This window comes from Thermodesulfobacteriota bacterium, from assembly GCA_035325995.1.
Classification (GTDB): domain Bacteria; phylum Desulfobacterota_D; class UBA1144; order Nemesobacterales; family UBA2774; genus JADLGH01.
This window is the reverse complement of sequence record DAOKYU010000006.1, coordinates 1-18,704: the sequence shown is the minus strand read 5'-3', so window position 1 is coordinate 18,704 and position 18,704 is coordinate 1. Positions and strand designations below refer to the sequence as shown.

Here is an 18,704-nt window from a genome sequence, read left to right as displayed (position 1 = left end):
ATGGATTTAGTGTATTTCATAAAAGGCATAGTCATCGGGATAATCATCACGGCCCCAATCGGCCCGGTAGGGGCGCTCGTCGTTCAGCGCACGATCAACAGGGGGAGAGGGGTGGGTATACTTTCCGGCCTCGGCGCGTCCGCCGGCGACGCCGTATACGGCATCATAGTCGCATTCAGCCTTACATTCGTATCCGATTTCCTTATGAGCCACGAGGTGTGGGTGCACGTCATAGGCGGCGTCATACTTCTCGTCTTCGGTATAAGGGTCTACTTTTCGCGGCCGCGCTCGCTCGACCCCGGCAGGCCCGGGAGGAGCCACTTCGGCAACTTCAGCTCCGCGCTCCTGCTGACGCTTTCAAACCCCATGGTCATACTCTCGATACTGGCCCTGTTCGCCATTCTCGGGATCACGGAGCCCGCCGACTACTACAGGACTGCCTCCATCCTAGTCGCGGGCATATTCACCGGGTGCTTCATTCTCTGGACCGGGCTCTGCTATTTTATAGCACATCTCCGGGGACGCCTCAGCGAAAGGAACCTCGTCCTCATAAACAAGATTACGGGAATACTCATACTCGCCTGCGGCGCATATGCCTTCCTGAGCCTTATAAAACTCCCCCCGGCCTAACACCGAGTGGTTCACACCGGATAGTCCAATAACGGTCTTAATTGCACTTTTCGGTTGTCGGACTTTAATCAGACTTGCTTTCTCTTCCTAACAGGCGGATAAATGAATCAGGCGCCGGTTATTTGTCTTTTGGAGGAAACTAAATGGCCTTGTATTTTTTGAGCTACGATCTCAGAAAGGATAAAGATTATCCGCGTCTTACCGAAGAGCTTGAACGCTTCGGCGCTATCAAGACGCTGAAGTCCGAATGGTGTTTTCGCCATAGTGATACATCTGCAGCCGCTTTAAGGGATCATTTCAAACAATATATCGACAACGACGACGGTTTAATGGTGGCCGCGGTAATCGACTGGGCCGCCTATAAACTCAAAGACAATCCTAATAAACTTTAGATTGACAGAGACTCATTCCCCCTCGCCCAGGTCGTCGGGCTTTTTGCCCCTGAATATGACGAGGAATATGACGCCCGTTATGATCGCCGCCCCGCCGAGGAGCTTTATCACTGACGGTATCTCGTGGAATATGAAGTAAGAGAGGAGGACGACGAACAGGCTTTCGAGCGGGAGAACCGCGGTCGTCCGTGAAACGTCTATCATCTTTATCGCCTGGAACTGGCACGCCTTGGCGATGTATGCCCCCGTGATGCCGCCGAGCGCCATGTATATCATGTCCACCGGCCCGGGCGTCCTGTACGTGCCGACAGCCAGTATGTAGATGAGGAGGCATATCGCTACGCCGAGCGCCCTCATGTTGGCGACCGTCAGCATGTTGAGCTCCTGCCCGACCTTCTTCACGCTAAACGACAGGCACGAATAAAAGAACGCCGCGCCGAGCGCCGTAAGGGTCCCCATCAGCAGCGTAAAGTCCCTCTGGTACGCGACCACTATCCCGCCCGCTACGGTTATGACGATGCCGACGGTCTCCCCCTTGTTGAGCCTCTCCCCGAGGAATATCATTCCGAGTAGGAGCGAGAAAAGCGTCTGCGCCTTCATCAGAAACGACGTCAGCGGTATGCCGATGGTCTTTATCGACGATATCCAGAGCGCGGCCCCTATGGCGGTCAGCACCGAGCTGTAAATGAATATCTTCGTATATTTCGGAAGGTGCTTTATCTCGGCCCTCTGCGACGGTATCGCCATCACGACGAAAATGGAGCACACGAACGCACCGGCGAACCAGAAGAACGTTATGAGAAAAGGATCGAAGCTCCTGTCTATCGCCCGTCCGAACACGTACGACAGCGCGGTGAAGAGCGCCGTCCCAACGAGGAATAAATACCCGGCCAGCGGGAATTTCGTCCCGCCCCTTTTAACCGTGCCTGTGCTCATGCGCCGCTGCCGTCCCCGGCCGGGCTACGCCTCCACCACCACGCTATGGCCGAGCCCGATATGTTATGCCATACGCTGAACACGGCCCCCGGGAGCGCCGCCAGCGCCCCGAAATGCATGTTCGCGAGCGCGACCGCCAGGCCCGAGTTCTGCATGCCGACCTCCACGGACACCGCCCTCGCGCTCTTGACGTCCATGCCCGAAAGCCGCGCCGCGAAATACCCGAGCACGAGGCCGGCGGCGTTGTGGATGACGACGATCAGCGCGACCTCCGCCCCCACGCTCGCGATCGAGCCCGCGTTGGCCGCGACTATTACGGCAACTATAAACACTATGGCTATCGCGGACAATGCCGGAAGCACCGGCAGAACATATTCGATCCTGTCCCTGAGCAGTGTGCGTGCTACGACGCCCAGGGCCACTGGCACCAGTATGATTTTCACGGTCGATACGAAGAGCCCCGAGGCCGGGACGTCTATCCACTTTCCGGCGAAGAGATACATGAACGCCGGGATCATGAGCGGCGCCATGAGCGTCGTGGCCGAGGTAATCGTCACGGAGAGCGCGACGTCCCCGCGCGCAAGGTAAGTAATCACGTTCGACGCCGTGCCGCCCGGGCACGAGCCGACGAGTATGACGCCCGCGGCGAGCGTGGGGTCGAGCTTGAACGCCTCTGCGAGGACGAATCCCGTAACCGGCATGATGCCGTACTGCGCCGCGACGCCTACCCCGACGTCCCTCGGCCTTTTCAGCATACGCCTGAAATCCTCGACCCTGAGCGTCATTCCCATGCCGAACATTATCACCCCGAGCACGGGCACTATCAGCCCCGAAAGGCCGGCGAAAGGGGAGGGGGCGTAAAAGGCGACTGCCGAAAAGAGAATTATCCAGAGCGTGAACAGGCTCGTGATGAACGAATTAATGAACGAAAGGTATTTCAATCAGGCGTCTTCTGGCTAGCGGTATTTAGAACGGCTAAGCTACATAAGATTTCACACCGTGTCAATCCGGCGCAGGCCACGCCTGCAGGAAATCGGCGGACTGTGTCCGCAGCCAATCGAGGTGGCAGTGCCGTTGCTATTACCACTTGCCGCGCTTCAGATACCTAGAACCTGGGAATTCGCTACGTCGAGAAACACACTACGTGTGTGTCACTCCCAACAATTCCGGGCGAGCGAGGAATCTCCACATATTTGTCATTCCCGAATGTCTTAATCGGGAATCCAGTTTTTGCTTTGTCATCTCGAACAACGATTTCGAGCGAGCGAGGAATCGGACGCCCTGAGCCGATTGCAAGAAAGCATATCTGGTACGGCTCGGAAGTACCTCAAATTAAAACAGTGAGAGATCTATCTTTCATCTTTTCTTTATAGTTATCCTCCACGTCCGGCGCGCTCCGGAAACCCTCTCTGCCCACAGTATAAAAAACGGGCCGCCCCAGGGAGCGAGACGGCCCGCAGAATGGGCATAACCGGGTGAGTTATTCGCCGTTGTTTAACACGTTTATTGCATAATCGGTAATTATTCCCGATTCTCCCGTTATGAACCCCCTGGTCTGAGACAGCTCCGTAGCCAGTCCTCTCAAGGTATTGGAAGAAGAAACGTCGAGTGACTCTATACTGTCGCATTCTCCCTCCATGTCGAAATCAAAAACGACATTACCTACGATAAGGTCGTTTACCTGGAATACACTGCCGTTATCCAGTCGCACACCGTCTCCGGATGCATCGAATACCAGGTCCTCAACAATCGCAACATCTATGAGTGCAAGGTCAGCACTTACAGGTATTGCTCCAAGGGCGATAATAAGCGGGTCCTCAATGATATCCGCAGCCGCTATCGCGACAGTCTCTCCGTCGGACGTTACACCGATGACGATATTGTTTGGCTCGTCTATAAAGATATACAGAAGATTGGAGAAATTGGTGTTGAGCGGCGGCACCTGGCACGCGGTCGGCGGTGCCGTAGGCGGCGCTGTCGGTGGAGCAGTCGGCGGGGCCGTGGGCGGGGTTGTCGGAGGGGCGTCAGTAGGCTGGCCCCCTCCTCCGCCTCCACCGCCGCATCCCCCTACGATTCCGATACCAGTGAACACAAACAGAAGCGATACTGCCAATACCCTCAGTACTCTCATGAATACCCTCCTCTATAAAGATGTTTTTGTATAATCGTCTATCGTGATTCCTCAAGAAACAACAATCTATAATATATTAGTTATCGTATTATAGAATAATTGGGTAAGGCTGTAAAGGGTATTCCGATAATTATATAGTTATTGAATAAGAAGAACGCGTGATGCCTGTAACGGGCCGTCCGAATTGAAGATATTGCTTTGGAAGGGCAGGGGGGATCCCGGACTCCCGGCTTTTCGGCTATTTATTATTTGTCGTATCCGGCGGGGGCGCCTGGTCGACTGCAATGGCGATCTTGCTGAGCCCCTCCGACTTTACGGTGTCCATAACCTGAACGACCTTTCCGTGGGGCACGGTACTGTCGGCCCTTATAATAATGATGGATTCCTTGTTTTTGACTTCCTTGAGCTTTTCCGCAAGGCCCGCGAGATCGACGCTCGTGTCGTTATAGAACAGCTTCCCGTCCTCCGTCAGGTTGACGGTGATCTCCTCCGTCTCGACAGGGTCGGCGGAGCTCGCCGACGGCAGCTTCACGTTTATACCGCCCGACGTCGCCGCGAAGCTGAGCGTCACGGCGAAGAAGATGAGCAGGTTGAAAACCACGTCCACTATGGGCGTCAGGTCTATCGCGCCGCCCGCCGACTTGGATTTCTTTACGGGCTTGAATTTCATCTGAGTATATCCCTCGTGCTCTCGGCCCGGACGAGTGCGCGCTCCTTCGCGTTAGTGATATATTCGAGCATCCTCCTGCCTTCCTCTTCCATGAGCGCTATTAGCTCGTCGGCCTTGCCGGTTGCGTACTTGTACGCAATAAACGCCGGTATGGCGACCATAAGCCCGAACGCCGTCGTGTAAAGCGCTTCGGATATGCCGCCGGCGAGCTCCGGCGGATTGACTACCGGCTTTAGGGAAATGACGTCGAATATCTTGATCATACCGGAGATCGTTCCCAGGAGCCCGAGCAGCGTTGCGACGTTACTTATAGCGCCTAGACCCTCGATGTATCTCAGCAGGTCGAGCGCCTCCTTCCTCCCGGCCTCTTCGATGCTCTCGGCAAGGTCGTCCTCGGGCTTGTCCGCGTCTTCCAGCGCCGCCACCGCAATCCTCGCCGCCGATGAATCGTTGGCCCTCGCGAAAGCTTCCGCTTCGGTCAGCTTCCCCTGCGCCAGCATCCTGTAGAGCTGCCCGAGGAAGTTATCCGGGATGACCCTCCGTGGCCGGAGGGTCCACATCTTCTGAAGGAATATCCCGAGCCCGATTACTGAGCTAAGGAGTATCGGATACATGAAGAATCCGCCCTTTGAGAACGTCTCGAATATACCGGTGTTGAAATCCATCAATCCCTCCGTCAATGTGGCTGAACAATCTGCAATACGGCAGAGAGCCGCGGGGCCCCGCCGAAGCGGCGGATTCAGTGAAATAGGATAACCCGCTGCCGTGCCTGTGGTCAATCGGAATCTGCATTATTCCGGCGGCGCTTAATATCGGGCGATATTGCATTTAATCTCCGGAATCGGTAATTTATTCGGCTAACGTGAGATACTCGAACTACTTCATACCGACACTGAAAGAAGACCCTTCCGACGCCGAGGTCGTGAGCCAGAAGCTCATGATACGCGCGGGGATGATAAGGAAGGTCGCGGCAGGCGTTTACAACTACCTCCCCCTCGGCCTCCGGTGCATCACCAAGGTCGAGAACATCGTCCGCGAGGAGATGAACAGGGCGGGGGCCATCGAGATACTGATGCCCGCCGTCGTCCCGGCCGAGCTCTGGAAAGAGAGCGGGCGCTGGGATTACTACGGCAAGGAGCTCCTCCGCTTCAAGGACAGGGCCGAGCGCGAATTCTGCATCGGGCCGACGCACGAAGAGGTCGTGACGGACATCGTCAGGCGCGACGTCAGCTCCTACAAGCAGCTCCCGGTCAACCTCTACCAGATACAAACAAAATTCCGCGACGAGATACGCCCCCGCTTCGGCGTCATGCGCGCACGCGAGTTCATAATGAAGGACGCCTACAGCTTCGACGCTTCCGTCGAAGGCGCGGAGAAATCCTATCAGCTCATGTACGACGCCTACACGCGCATATTCGAAAGGTGCGGTCTCGAGTTCAGGGCCGTTCTCGCCGACACGGGCAACATAGGCGGCAGCTTCTCGCACGAGTTCATGGTGCTGGCCCCTACGGGCGAGGACGTCGTGATGAGCTGCGGCAAGTGCGGTTACGCCGCCAACCTCGAGCTGGCCGAGATAGACTGGCACACAGAGGGCGTAAAGACGCCCGACGGCTCCAAGACTATGGAAGAAGTCCACACGCCAAACCTCAAGACAGTCGAGGAAGTGGCGAAATTCCTCAGCGTAAAACCGTCCGACCTCATCAAGACGATGATAGTCGAGGCCGACGGCACGGCAATGGCCGCCCTCGTAAGGGGCGACGCCGAGCTCAGCCTCACGAAGCTCCGGAAGGCCCTCGGGGCCGAGATCGTCGAGCTCGCCACGCCCGACAGGATTCGCGAGGTCACGGGCGGTACGATGGGATTCAGCGGCCCGGTCGGGCTAAAGATTCGCGTCATCGCCGACAAGTCCGTCTCGGCCATGGGCCCGTCCGTCACGGGCGCTAACAAGGGCGACTACCACCTCGTAAACGTCGTCCTCGGGAGGGACTACGACGTAAAGGAATTCGCCGACATCAGGGTGGCGGCCGACGGCGACAGGTGCCCCCAGTGCAAGGAAGGCACCCTCGTTTCGACGCGGGGCATCGAGGTCGGTCACGTGTTCATGCTCGGCACGAAATATTCCGAGGCCATGAACGCGACGTTCGTCGATCAGGACGGCAAGGAAAAACCGTTCATCATGGGCTGCTACGGCATAGGCATCGGAAGGACAGTGGCGGCAGCCATCGAGCAGAACCACGACGAGAGCGGCATGATATGGCCGCCGGCGCTCGCCCCGTTCCAGGTGACGGTGCTTCCGCTCAAGGTGAAGGACCCGGAGATCATGGCCGCCTCCGAAAAGATTTACGAAGAGATCAAAGCGAAAGGCTACGAAGCCATAATCGACGACAGGGACGTCGGCCCCGGGTTTAAGTTCAAGGACGCCGAGCTCATAGGCATACCCGTGCAGGTGGCGGTCGGCCCGAGGACGATAAAGGAAGGCGAGGCCGAGCTTAAAATCAGGAGAACAGGCGGGTCGCGGAACGTGAAGCTCGAAGAAGTCGTAAAGGAAGTAGAACCGCTGCTCTCGTAGTTTATACTTAAATTCGACATGTCTAGGCCCGAACTGAAACCCCACGAACGGATCATCCTCGCGCTCGATTTCTCCGAGCTCAGGATTGCCAAGGTCTGGGTCGAGAACCTCCGCCACAGGATAAAGACGTTCAAGGTCGGCCCTATACTCTTCCTCGACGAAGGCCCCATCGGAATAAAGGAGTTCCGCGACATGGGCGCGGAAGTATTCCTCGACCTCAAGTTCCACGACATCCCGTCCACCGTCGAGCACTCCGCCCGCCAGGCCGTCCGCTACGGCGTCAGCATGTTCACGATTCACGCCCTCGGCGGGCTCGACATGATGAAGGCCGCGGAAGAAGCAGCCGCCGACGAGGCCGAAAAGCACCATAGAAAAAAGCCGCTCATCCTCGCCGTAACGGTGCTGACGAGCCACGACGACGAGAGCCTGAAAGGTATCGGGATTGACTCCACCACGAGGGACCAGGTTCTCCGGCTCGCCGCGCTGGCCGACAAGGCCGGGGTAGGGGGGCTCGTCTGCTCCGGTATGGAGGTCGAGATGCTGCGGAAGGAATTCGGCGACAGGTTCACGCTCGTCACCCCAGGCATACGCCCGGGCACGGCGTCACACGACCAGAAGCGCGTCACCACGCCGGCCGCAGCGGTAGCAGCCGGCTCGGATTACCTCGTCATCGGCCGCGCAATCACCGAAGCCGAGAATCCGATAGAAGTCGTAGACTCGATAGTTTCCTCAATCTCCTGAAATCTTTAATCCGTCATCCTGAACCATGTCCCGGACTCGATCCGGGATCAATTCAGGATCTCATCTTTTGTCATTTCGAGTGAATGCGAGGAATCTTTATTCTTTGATCCGTCATGCTGAACTCGATTCAGCATCTCGCTTTAATTTCTTTTGCTGTGGAAATACACTATGCTGTCATTCCCAACGATTCCGAGCAAGTGAGGAATCGGACGCCGTTACCTTACCGCGCAAACGTTTATCTAGTACCGCTCACAACTTACCACCTTTAGTATCAAAACTTGTATCGGGAATCCAGTCTTAATCTATCATTGCGAGAAGCGCAGCGACGAAGCAATCCGTCTTCACCTCAGTCATGCAATACAGTGAAGCCTGCCTGTTCGAAATCGTAGTCGAACGTCAGGACCTCTTCGATGCCATGTTCACGCATGATAGCAAACGATATGCAATCGACTAGGCCCCAATTCTTATCCGAATATTTCTTATAGTTCATGAGCCCGGCGATAAACAATTTTTCGTCGATTGCGATAATCTCTATATTGTCGGCGCTTAGAAATAAATCGATTATTTCAATAGCGCTATCCCTGTATCTCTTGGCGAGCCCGTTTCCAATTTCGAGCAGCACTCCGCTGCTGGTTAGCAGGGCCGCGCTTTCCAGGTTGTGCGACAGACGTATTGCCGCTTCGTGATACTGATCGTTCCGGTTTACAAGGGCGATTACGAAGGAGGTATCGACAAAGATCTTATTCGGCATCTTTGCGGTCGAGGTCGTATATGTCGAGCTTCGTGGAAAAATCGGACGGAGCCTCTATTTTTACCTGTCTCAGGCGTGCAAGCAGGTTATGTTCGGACTTGGCGTTCCCTTCCGTTTCGGTCTCGAACTGCTTGATCAGGCTATAAAGCTTCTGGTGATACCTTTCAGGTATCTTGTCGATTTCAGCGATGATTTTTTCTTTCGTCGTCATAACTCACCTATAACCTTAATTATAAGTTGTCTCGCTGAGACGTACAAGTTGGGGCTTGGCACGGCGTCACACGACCAGAAACGCGTCACCACTCCCGCCGCAGCCGTCGCCGCCGGCGCGGACTACCTTGTCATAGACTGCGCAATCACCGAAGCCGAGAATCCCATCGAAGTCGTAGACTCGATAGTCACATCAATTTCCTGAATTTATAAAGGGCTATTTAATATACAAGCTGTGTTTCATCTTTATCTTTTTTGCTTTCATCATCAAAATATGAATATCTCCATTTTAAATGTTTGCATAGCCCATCCAAATCCGGAAATACCATCGAGCTATTAACTCCTAAGATATTCAAATCTTTTCTGAGCTTAGAAAAATATTGTGGCAGGATCATAATCTTCAGTAGTTTTGAAGAATATTTGCTGTGTTTATGTAGTTTAATCATTTTTCCATTGCTATTAATTTTATGGACAGTGAATACACCACTTTGGGCTGAAATTCTTCGACTTACAATTTTCGATCGATAAATCTTTGTCGTATAATTTGAAAGTGGGTTTGTATCAGATGTTTCCAATTTGAAATCTTCAACTTGAGCTTTGAGTATCCAGACAACTCCTGGTTCTTCTTTCCCATTCTTGTCTTTTGATGGAGTTTCATTGACGGCAAACCAAAGTCCTGCTAAAGCGCTGTAGGTCCAGTCTAAAAGCCTAGTGGGTAATCCATGATGTTGTGCTAGAGCTAAAACATCCCAGTCATTTTCTGGTTTGAATTCTGTCAAAGGTAAACTTGTACGTTTGAATTCTTCAAGGATTAACTTTTCAATATTATTGATTTCACCCCGTAATGACAGTCGTCCTAATCTCGGCAGTAATTCCCAATCTCTTCTTTGTCCGCGAAATAGAAGGTCGGACATATTACCTAATTTCTCTGCTTCGGATTTTTGTTCCATTACCAATGCAACATAGTCTACAATAGACTTTATTTCCCTCTGTTTGTAAGTAGATTCAGTCATGCAGTTACAAATAGTCCTCCTATTTGGCTTTTGAACATTCCATAAACAGCTCATTCAATATTTGGTCTGCGCCCCAAGCTTGCGCTGCAGTAAAAGCAATTTTTCTTAGTTGATCTCTATCTAACTCTTCTTCTGGTTTATAACCTAAATCGTGATTGGTTTCACTCCAAGAATGTTGAAATAAGGTCTTAATTTGGAGCTCGAAAGCTGTAGGAATATGTTTCTTAGGAATATGGTTAATAAATACATCTACAGGCCATATTAAGATATAATGTTGTCCTTCATATCCAAATTTGTCATGTGATTCAGGTTGAATTTTTTTTGATTCAATTGGTCCAAAATAATCTTCTACCAACTCACAGATTGGTTTTATATCACACACATAATATGTAATAATTCTGGCGCCTAATTGGTCTTGTATTTGGTGTATCGGCTCATCATATTTCAACTCACCATCATCTTTGGTTTTCAAAGCTTTCTTTAGATAGCTGTCTGGAGACTTAGCCCTAGCTGATACTCGATCAATTCGCGGATAATCCTTTACTATGTCAATGAGATATTGTTCCATTTTGCATGCTAATTTTTGCAAGGACACATATCTTTCTTTATATTGTGTAAGAAGTTCTGCTTTAGTCATTACTTCTTCCCTTTTATTTTTTCATCAATGATTTCACCTTCTGTACTGAATCGATAGATATTGTTTTTCTCTTCGAGCTTTTCTTTTTTTATACAATCGTCAAAGATCTCAGACGGCGCTGTAATAATTTGCCCTTTATCAAGCTCTATACTCGTATACTTGATATATTTTTGGAACTCATCTAAATCGAGTATAAACTCATCATGCAAAAGATCGGTGTTACCAACTTCATCAAAAATAATATCCTTTACTTCATCAGGTAAGTTGAATCGTCGTACGATAGAACCAATTGAAATATTTTTTCCAGCTAAATTATGTAGCATTTTGGTTGAAGTTATAATCTGATCTTTAACTTTCAAATCTGTTGCTTTATTCGTAGCATCTTTTAAAGCAAGTGCTATACGTTTGCTTCCAGCTTTTGGTGTAGTCCGAAAATCAGAATTTAAGAAATCATGTATCCAATATTGAGCAATATCACTGTGTTGAAGGCTTAATTGTTTATCTACCACAAAACCAGTCCAAAAATCGGAGTCAAATGAAACTCCTTCATATACTGCAGATTTATATGTCCGAGAGCTTTTCATAAATATTTGTTCGACAAATTCTATCTCTAAGTCATCACCCTGTGTCTCAGCAAGAATTCCTTGATCTGCAGGAAATCGCGAAATAACAATTTTTTTCAACTCGCTTTCTATGCCAACTACGACAAATAGCAGTCCCAAACCGGATTTTCTGGTTGTATAATCTCTTAACCGATCGGCCAGATGCCGTACACTTGCAAGCTCTGGGTTTCGCATTATGGATATTAAGTGTTCTCTAACGGGGTTTGTTTGACCATTGCTGGCGCTCATTTTAAAACGAATTGGTGTGTTGCATTCATCATGAGATTTTTCGAAAACCTCTGACAGCATGTTGTATAAGCTACCAGTCAAAGGTATTTCCGTACCTTTACTTGGATCAGCATCTTCAATAGATTTTCCAGGTGCAACTAGAAAGCTCACAATTTTGATGATTTTCATGATTGTATTTGGGAGTATTTCCTTTTTTGCGTCCTGTTAGTCGAGGTTAGTTAAATAACGATAGTGAGATTAGATTAATACTGTTTTAAGAATAAATCAATTTAACTGTAGATAGGCACTCCCCCGTCTCCGAGGGAGCGCCCGTATCATTCTCAATTCAACCGGCTTTCCTTCTTCTCTTTCTTCCCGCCCGACTGCGAGCCCACCTCTTTCGTCAAAATAAGCTCGTTGTCCTTCCCGACGTCCACGACCACGTGGTCGCCTTCCTTGAAGGTGCCGCGCAGTATCTCCGTCGCCAGCGGGTCCTGTATCATCTTCTGTATCGTCCTCTTGAGCGGCCTCGCCCCGAACACCGGGTCGTACCCCTGCTCGGAGACGACCTTCTTCGCCTCGGGCGTAAGGTCGAGGGTGATCTTCCTCTCGGCCAGCCTCTTCTTCAGATGCTCAAGCTGAATATCGACGATCTTCTCGATCTGCTCCATCCCGAGCGGCTTGAAGATTATCGTCTCGTCGATACGGTTAAGGAACTCCGGCCTGAACGTCGCGCGAAGGAGCTCCATGACCCTGTCTTCCATAGTCGCGGGCCTGTCTATGTATTCCCTTATGATGTCGCTCCCGAGGTTGGACGTCATGATGATGATCGTGTTCTTGAAGTCCACCGTCCGTCCCTGTCCGTCCGTCAGGCGACCGTCGTCCAGGACCTGGAGGAGCACGTTGAACACGTCCGGGTGCGCCTTCTCTATCTCGTCGAAGAGTATGACGGCATAGGGGCGTCTCCTGACGGCCTCCGACAGCTGCCCGCCTTCCTCGTACCCGACGTACCCCGGAGGCGCGCCTATCAGCCTCGCGACGGTGTGCTTCTCCATGTACTCGCTCATGTCGATTCGTATCATCGCGTGCTCGTCGTCGAACATGAACTCGGCGAGCGCCCTCGCGAGCTCCGTCTTTCCGACGCCCGTCGGCCCGAGGAAGAGGAACGATCCTATCGGCCTGTTCGGGTCCGACAGCCCCGCACGCGACCGCCTGAGAGCGTTCGACACTGCGGTGATTGCGTCTTCCTGCCCGACGACGCGGAGATGGAGGTTATCCTCCATGTGTATCAGCTTTTCGACCTCGCCTTCGAGGAGCTTCGATACCGGGACGCCCGTCCACTTCGAGACGACGGCTGCGATGTCCTCGGCGTCCACCTCCTCCTTCAGCATCTGCTTTCCCTTCTGTATCTCGGCGAGCTCCTTCCCTAGCTCGTCGAGCTTCTTGTTAAGGTCGGGGAGCCTCCCGTAAAGTAGCTCCGACGCCGTGGACAAATCGCCCTTCCTCTGCGCTATCTCTGCATCCGAGCGGAGCTGGTCTATCTCGGCCTTTATCTTTCTCATTTCGGAGATGTGCTCCCTCTCCCGGGACCACTGCGCCCTTAAGGTGTCGGACTCCTCCTTCAGGTCGGCGATACTCTTTTCGATCTCCGAGAGCCTCTCCCGGGATGAAGGGTCCTTCTCCTTCTTAAGCGCCTCGCGCTCGATCTCGAGCTGCATTATGCGCCTCTGGACGTCGTCGATCTCCGCCGGGAGGGAGTCTATCTCCATCTTGAGCTTCGCCGCCGCCTCGTCTATGAGGTCCACCGCCTTGTCCGGGAGGAAACGCGCCGTGATGTAACGGTTCGAAAGGACCGCGGCCGCGATCAGCGCCTCGTCCTTTATCTTGACCCCGTGATGCACCTCGTACTTCTCCTTGAGCCCGCGGAGGATGGATATCGTCTCCTCGACGGACGGCTCGCCCACGTACACCTGCTGGAAACGCCTTTCGAGCGCGGCGTCCTTCTCTATATATTTCCTGTACTCGTCGAGCGTCGTGGCCCCTATGCAGTGGAGCTCGCCCCTGGCCAGCGCGGGCTTGAGCATGTTCGAGGCGTCCATTGCCCCCTCCGAGCCTCCCGCGCCGACGACGGTGTGTATCTCGTCGATAAAAAGTATTATCTGGCCGGCGGATTCGGTGACTTCCTTAAGTACAGCTTTAAGTCTCTCCTCGAACTGTCCCCTATACTTTGCGCCGGCTATAAGCGCCCCGATGTCGAGCGCTATGAGCTTTTTATTCTTGAGTCCCTCGGGGACGTCCCCGTTCACTATCCTCTGGGCGAGCCCCTCGACTATCGCCGTCTTGCCGACGCCCGGCTCGCCGATGAGGACGGGGTTATTCTTCGTCCTACGGGACAGAACCTGTATTACGCGCCTTATTTCCTCGTCCCTCCCGATGACGGGGTCGATCTTCCCCTCGCGCGCGAGCTCGGTGAAGTCGCGGCCGTACTGCTTCAGCGACTGGAGCGTGTCCTCGGGCGACTGGCTGGTGACGTTCTGGCCGCCCCTCACTTCCTTCATGGCGTTCAGCACGCTGTCCCGCGTTACGCCGAGCCGTTTGAATTCGTTCCTGAGCTCGCCCGTCGCGTCGGCGACTATCCCCAGAAATAGGTGCTCCGTGCTCGTGTATTCGTCCCCGAGCGACTTGGCCTCCTTTTCGGCCGTGTTGAACGCCTTGCTGAGCTCGCGGCTGAGATAAACCTGGTCGTCCTCTCCCTGCACCTTCGGCAGCCTGCCGACCTCTCTCCTCGCGATCTCCCTCAGCGTGTTCACGTTTACGCCGAGCTTGCCGAGTATCTGCGACGGTATGCTGCCCTCGGCCAAAAGGGTTTCCAGAACGTGCGGAATGTCGATCACCTGGTTGCTGTTTTCACGCGCAAGGGCCTGCGCTTCCGAAATCGCCTCCTGCGCCTTGATGGTTAACTTGTCGAATTTCATAGGTTATTTGGTCTCCACGGTTGGATTTGCGGCTGAAAATTAAGAGCCGTTATCCTAATAATAGTAATCGGTTAGCCGGTTTTCAACCCGGCCTCGGCAAATATATCCCGCCTCTCGGGGGCTTTCGGAATCTCCTTTCCGGGTGCGCTTGCCGCCGCCCCGGCGCCCGTCCTGCACCCTGCGTTTCGGGGGCCGGCGGAAGGGACGTATTTTTTAACTCGAAAACAACGTTTAAAGTGCGAATTACTTGACTTTTTTTTTCGGAAATAATAATATGGTTCATTGTCTGGTAAGAAACCAAATACATAGGACACAGGAGGCCGAAATGAGTCAACTAATAAGTGACGATCTCCCACAGGCCGGCGACGTACATCCGTTAAATACGTTCGAATCTATAGGTCTAAGGAGGTCAATCAGGTGGTACGAACCGAATAAACCCGTCGAAAGATGGAAAATACAGGCGATGCTCGAGGCTTCGAGGATTGCCCCTTCTGCCGGTAACTTCAACGGGCAGAGGGCTATCGTCGTTTACAGGGACGAAGACCCGGAGATTTGGGAATTCATCTCCGACTGGAGCCAGATCACCACGCAGATGGCTCCGATACTTGTTTTCTGGTGTTATGATCTGTCGGCGTACGATACGCAGGGACAGCAGCTCCACGACCTCATGAGGACGGGTGCTCTCGACAAAGCCCACGGCTGGGAATACGAGCGCGTAAACAGGCTCTTCCCGCTCCCCGCGATTCTGCCGGATTTCGTTCTTCACAGACTCGCTTGCATCGACCTCGGTAACGCAATACAGAACTCGATCCTCACTGCTACGTCCCTCGGGCTCGGCTGCTGCCTCAACGGTGCAAGCGGCGGCGCAAGGCGTAACGTTAAGGACAAATTCAATCTTCCCCCGTCATATGTATTCTGCTGGCTGATGACCGTAGGTTATCCGTCCGAGAGCCTCGACGGCGGCGGCACCAGGGGACGCCCCCCGTTCGAAACCATGTTCTACAAGGGCAAGGTCGGACAGCCCTTCGAAAGGGACCCGAAGACCGTAGAGCTTCTTAAAGAGCTCAAGATGATCCAGGAGCCGGGGCCGAAGCCGGGAAGGCTCGAAGAGATCAACAAGCTCACGATCAGGTTCGGACTCGGCGAAGAATCCCTCACCGACTGGAAGCTCACCCCATCGCAGCTTACCGACCCCGTAAACGCGGTCGACAAGAAGGTAGAGCCGCTCAGCCCCGAGGAAGTCAAGGCTTCCGCGGCTGGTGCGACGGAAGGCGACTTCAAGCTCGTTCCGACGGTCAAGAGGGAAGTCCTCGACCAGTACAGGAAAGAGAAGGGCATCGGCGACGCCGACTAAGGTAAGAAAACCAAGGAGGTTTTTAAAATGGCAGAAGTCACTATTCAGATACCGGATCCGATACTGAACATAATCAAGAAAAGGGCCGAGTTGACGAAGACCACGGCGGAGCAGCTCATAGCCACGACGGCTATCCTTTGCTACGCTTCGGCCCACTACGATTCCTCGAAGTGGCTGAAGTTCCAGGACCCGACCAAGGACGAAATGACGGCCCCCTGGAAGTAGGCGCCCTTCGCGGCACTATCGGAAACCCGATAGCGATTCATCGATAATAACGGCGGGGAGCATCGAAAGGTGCTCTCCGCTTTTTTTGTGCCTTGACGATGGGACGTACGTATCGAGGTCCAGACGGATAAGGCGGCTTCTATCGACCTTCTTGTATCGGCTGCGAAGCCGGCAATCGCGCTTTATCGGGGATTAAACAGCGGGAAGGAAAGATCGGCGGGGCAGGGCGCCCCACCGACCGTCCGGTCTCATTCTATATATTATTGTGCGAAATCGCCTAGATTCCGAGCTCTCTCGCTATGACGACGTGCTGTATCTCGGAAGTGCCCTCCGTTATCGAAGCCAGCTTGGCGTCCCTGTAGTATCTCTCCACGGGGAACTCGACGCCGTACCCGTATCCTCCGAGCACCTGCACGGCCTCCGTCGCCACCCACTGCACGACCTCTGCGGCATATAGCTTGGCCATCGAAGCCGTCTGGAGCGATTCCTTGTCGTCGCGGCCGTAATGCCACGCCGCCTTGTAGACGAGGAGCCTGGCCGTCTCTATCTTCACGGCCATCTCGGCCAGCTTGAAGCTTATTGCCTGGAACTTCGATATCTGCCTGCCGAAAGCCTCGCGCTCCTTGGAATACCGGAGCGCGAACTCGAAGGCGGCCTGCGAAAGCCCGACCGACTTGGCCGCGTGCGTGATCCTCGCGCCGAGTAGCGTGGCCATCGCGCCGTTAAAGCCGCCTTCCCCCACGAGGAGGTTCTCCTCGGGCACTTCGCAATTCTCGAACACGAGCTCCGCCGTGTCGGCCGAGCGGTGCCCGAGCTTGTGTATCTTGTTCTTTTCGGTAAAACCCGGCGCGTCGGCGTCCACTATAAAGAGGCTGATGCCCGTGCCTTTCTTTGTCTTGTCCGTGTAGGCCGCGACGATTACGAACTCCGCCATCGTCCCGTTCGTTATCCACGTCTTTACGCCGTTGAGCACGTACCGGCCGTCCTTCTTGACGGCGGTACAGCGTATGCTGCGCGCGTCCGAGCCCGCGTCGGGCTCGGTAAGCCCGAGCGCCCCGATTACCTTCCCCTCGACCCCGGGCAGAAGGTATTTCTCTTTCTGCGCGTCCGTTCCGAATTTGTATACCGGCACGCACGAAAGGCTCGTGTGGGCGTTTATGCACATGGCGATGCCCGCGTTTATCCTCCCCATCTCCTCTGCGAATATGCATTCCGTTATTTTGTCCAGTCCGACGCCGCCGTACTCCTCGGGGAACGAGATGCCTAAAAACCCCATCTCGCCCAGCTTGGGGAATATGTGTTTCGGGAATTTTTCGTTCTTTTCCGCCTCTTCCACGAGCGGCATTATTTCATTTTCACCGAAGTCCCTGATGGTATCCCTGAACATCTGCTGCTCTTCGGTAAATTCAAAATCGATAGGCATGTAACCCTCCTTGACGCTGCAAAATTATCCGTTCCCCGGCCCCCGGATTTTTCGTGGAAATCATTATAGCATGATTATAAATTTTGTGTAAGGAAAGGGCCCTCCGCGGGCCAAATTTACCTTGACTTTATTTTTGGATTTTTATTATAGTAGTAATAGGCGTGAAAACCACACAAGGAGGTATTGATTATGGCTGTCGCAAGAATCACGGAGATAATCGGATCGTCCCAGAAGTCCTGGGAAGACGCAGTGAAGAACGCGCTCGATAGGGCTAACAAGACCCTCCGGGGCCTTACCGGAATCGAAGTCACCAAAATGAACGCTGCCATAGGCGACGACGGCAAGATATCCGAGTACAGGGCTCACGTCAGGATAACCTTCATACTCGAAGGATAAGCTTCGTACGGCGGACCGTGAAACGGCCGCAACGTAACGTGGACAACTTCCCCGGGGAAGGGCGGCAAGACCGCCCTTCCTTATATATAATATATACATATACTGGTTACGCCCGTCTCTCGATCCCCGGGCCCGGCGCCCGGTTGACAAAATATCCCCCGAATTATAATAGTAATTGACTATGCTCAGGGAGGCGTGCAATGGCCGGAAAAGATAACCCCTTCAACGAATTCCTCAGTATCCTGGAAAACCAGGGAAAAGAAATAGAAAAGATGTTCAAGCCCATACTCGAGAGCCAGAAGAAGGCGCATGAAATGTCCGAGCCTGCGCTCGAATACCGGCAAAAGCTCTTCCTCGAATCCATCGAGCTCCAGAAGGCCCTCATGGAAAATATCATGGACACCACAAAGCAGATGCTCCGGATGATGTCGACGGAACCCGCCCGTTATAACTTCGGCGGGGCCTTCCCAGGAAACCAGTTCATGGATTACATGAAGACCATGCAGTCCATACAGGACAACTGGATGGACCAGCTTAAATCCACCTCATCGCTCTTTCAGGACTTCATGAGCGGGGCAAAAGGCAGAAAATAAGTCGTCGGCCGGGTAATCATATCCTTCGTTCCGTCCCTCCGGGCCGCCCGGGCGCTTTGCGCCATTCGCGTGCCTTCGGCCCCGGCGGCGGGCCGATTCCACCCCAAAATACAAGCGATTGCGTAATATTTATAGCCAGCTAAATGGTAAATTCATAATTTACAGCCGGTTACGGTGACCTTCCCCCCTTTTTTATACCACAGCAAATGAGAGTTTCCCGTTCATTTT

General features: G+C 53.3%; 21 protein-coding genes. 9 read left to right on the top strand and 12 right to left on the bottom strand.

Going from position 1 to position 18,704, the window contains the following annotated elements:
• Entirely contained in the window at positions 1-630 is a 630-nt protein-coding gene (locus PKC29_09245) for a LysE family transporter (GenBank protein ID HML95598.1), read from the top strand.
• A 143-nt stretch (positions 631-773) separates the two neighbouring features.
• The gene (locus PKC29_09240; GenBank protein ID HML95597.1) at positions 774-1,022 is read left to right on the top strand and encodes a CRISPR-associated protein Cas2; all 249 of its coding nucleotides are present in this window, start codon (positions 774-776) and stop codon (positions 1,020-1,022) included.
• A 12-nt stretch (positions 1,023-1,034) separates the two neighbouring features.
• On the opposite strand, the gene PKC29_09235 is transcribed toward PKC29_09240, so the two are convergent.
• From PKC29_09235 to PKC29_09215, 5 genes are all read right to left on the bottom strand, one after another.
• Complete coding sequence (locus tag PKC29_09235) at positions 1,035-1,958, bottom strand: DMT family transporter (protein ID HML95596.1); 924 nt, start codon at positions 1,956-1,958, stop codon at positions 1,035-1,037.
• On the bottom strand, positions 1,955-2,899 hold the full coding sequence (locus tag PKC29_09230; protein HML95595.1) for a bile acid:sodium symporter family protein: 945 nt from the start codon (positions 2,897-2,899) through the stop codon (positions 1,955-1,957). Before PKC29_09230 ends, PKC29_09235 begins: the two co-directional genes overlap by 4 nt.
• A 539-nt stretch (positions 2,900-3,438) precedes the next feature.
• Complete coding sequence (locus PKC29_09225; protein ID HML95594.1) at positions 3,439-4,089, bottom strand: hypothetical protein; 651 nt, start codon at positions 4,087-4,089, stop codon at positions 3,439-3,441.
• A 238-nt stretch (positions 4,090-4,327) separates the two neighbouring features.
• Positions 4,328-4,759, bottom strand: coding sequence for a biopolymer transporter ExbD (locus PKC29_09220; GenBank protein HML95593.1), 432 nt, complete (start codon positions 4,757-4,759; stop codon positions 4,328-4,330).
• Entirely contained in the window at positions 4,756-5,424 is a 669-nt protein-coding gene (locus tag PKC29_09215; protein HML95592.1) for a MotA/TolQ/ExbB proton channel family protein, read from the bottom strand. The genes PKC29_09220 and PKC29_09215 overlap by 4 nt, the downstream gene beginning before the upstream one ends.
• A gap of 197 nt (positions 5,425-5,621) precedes the next feature.
• On the opposite strand from PKC29_09215, the gene PKC29_09210 reads away from it, so the two are divergent.
• Positions 5,622-7,328: a proline--tRNA ligase gene (locus tag PKC29_09210; GenBank protein HML95591.1), complete on the top strand. Its 1,707-nt coding sequence runs from the start codon at positions 5,622-5,624 to the stop codon at positions 7,326-7,328.
• 18 nt (positions 7,329-7,346) lie between these two features.
• Positions 7,347-8,069, top strand: coding sequence for an orotidine-5'-phosphate decarboxylase (gene pyrF, locus PKC29_09205; protein HML95590.1), 723 nt, complete (start codon positions 7,347-7,349; stop codon positions 8,067-8,069).
• A 346-nt stretch (positions 8,070-8,415) separates the two neighbouring features.
• On the opposite strand, the gene PKC29_09200 is transcribed toward pyrF, so the two are convergent.
• The gene (locus tag PKC29_09200) at positions 8,416-8,820 is read right to left on the bottom strand and encodes a PIN domain-containing protein (protein ID HML95589.1); all 405 of its coding nucleotides are present in this window, start codon (positions 8,818-8,820) and stop codon (positions 8,416-8,418) included.
• Positions 8,810-9,031, bottom strand: a complete 222-nt coding sequence (locus tag PKC29_09195) for a hypothetical protein (GenBank protein ID HML95588.1) — start codon at positions 9,029-9,031, stop codon at positions 8,810-8,812. Before PKC29_09195 ends, PKC29_09200 begins: the two co-directional genes overlap by 11 nt.
• Positions 9,032-9,079: 48 nt before the next feature.
• Here PKC29_09195 and PKC29_09190 point away from each other — a divergent pair, with 48 nt between their 5' ends.
• Positions 9,080-9,235, top strand: coding sequence for a hypothetical protein (locus tag PKC29_09190; protein HML95587.1), 156 nt, complete (start codon positions 9,080-9,082; stop codon positions 9,233-9,235).
• 16 nt (positions 9,236-9,251) lie between these two features.
• On the opposite strand, the gene PKC29_09185 is transcribed toward PKC29_09190, so the two are convergent.
• From PKC29_09185 to clpB, 4 genes are all read right to left on the bottom strand, one after another.
• Positions 9,252-10,043 carry an FRG domain-containing protein gene (locus tag PKC29_09185; GenBank protein HML95586.1) on the bottom strand — a complete coding sequence of 264 codons (792 nt, stop codon included), beginning with the start codon at positions 10,041-10,043 and terminating at the stop codon, positions 9,252-9,254.
• A gap of 19 nt (positions 10,044-10,062) precedes the next feature.
• The gene (locus PKC29_09180) at positions 10,063-10,680 is read right to left on the bottom strand and encodes a hypothetical protein (protein ID HML95585.1); all 618 of its coding nucleotides are present in this window, start codon (positions 10,678-10,680) and stop codon (positions 10,063-10,065) included.
• A complete protein-coding gene (locus PKC29_09175; GenBank protein ID HML95584.1) occupies positions 10,680-11,699 on the bottom strand; it encodes a hypothetical protein in 1,020 nt (339 codons plus the stop codon). The genes PKC29_09180 and PKC29_09175 overlap by 1 nt, the downstream gene beginning before the upstream one ends.
• Before the next feature lie 152 nt (positions 11,700-11,851).
• Positions 11,852-14,485, bottom strand: coding sequence for an ATP-dependent chaperone ClpB (clpB, locus tag PKC29_09170; protein HML95583.1), 2,634 nt, complete (start codon positions 14,483-14,485; stop codon positions 11,852-11,854).
• Positions 14,486-14,810: 325 nt separating this feature from the next.
• Here clpB and PKC29_09165 point away from each other — a divergent pair, with 325 nt between their 5' ends.
• Both PKC29_09165 and PKC29_09160 read left to right on the top strand, forming a co-directional pair.
• Positions 14,811-15,839, top strand: coding sequence for a nitroreductase family protein (locus PKC29_09165; GenBank protein HML95582.1), 1,029 nt, complete (start codon positions 14,811-14,813; stop codon positions 15,837-15,839).
• A gap of 27 nt (positions 15,840-15,866) precedes the next feature.
• A complete protein-coding gene (locus tag PKC29_09160; protein ID HML95581.1) occupies positions 15,867-16,064 on the top strand; it encodes a hypothetical protein in 198 nt (65 codons plus the stop codon).
• Positions 16,065-16,341: 277 nt separating this feature from the next.
• On the opposite strand, the gene PKC29_09155 is transcribed toward PKC29_09160, so the two are convergent.
• Complete coding sequence (locus tag PKC29_09155) at positions 16,342-17,481, bottom strand: acyl-CoA dehydrogenase family protein (protein HML95580.1); 1,140 nt, start codon at positions 17,479-17,481, stop codon at positions 16,342-16,344.
• Between the two features lie 195 nt (positions 17,482-17,676).
• On the opposite strand from PKC29_09155, the gene PKC29_09150 reads away from it, so the two are divergent.
• A complete protein-coding gene (locus PKC29_09150) occupies positions 17,677-17,883 on the top strand; it encodes a dodecin family protein (protein ID HML95579.1) in 207 nt (68 codons plus the stop codon).
• Between the two features lie 200 nt (positions 17,884-18,083).
• Entirely contained in the window at positions 18,084-18,476 is a 393-nt protein-coding gene (locus PKC29_09145) for a hypothetical protein (GenBank protein ID HML95578.1), read from the top strand.
• Positions 18,477-18,704 lie beyond the last annotated feature (228 nt).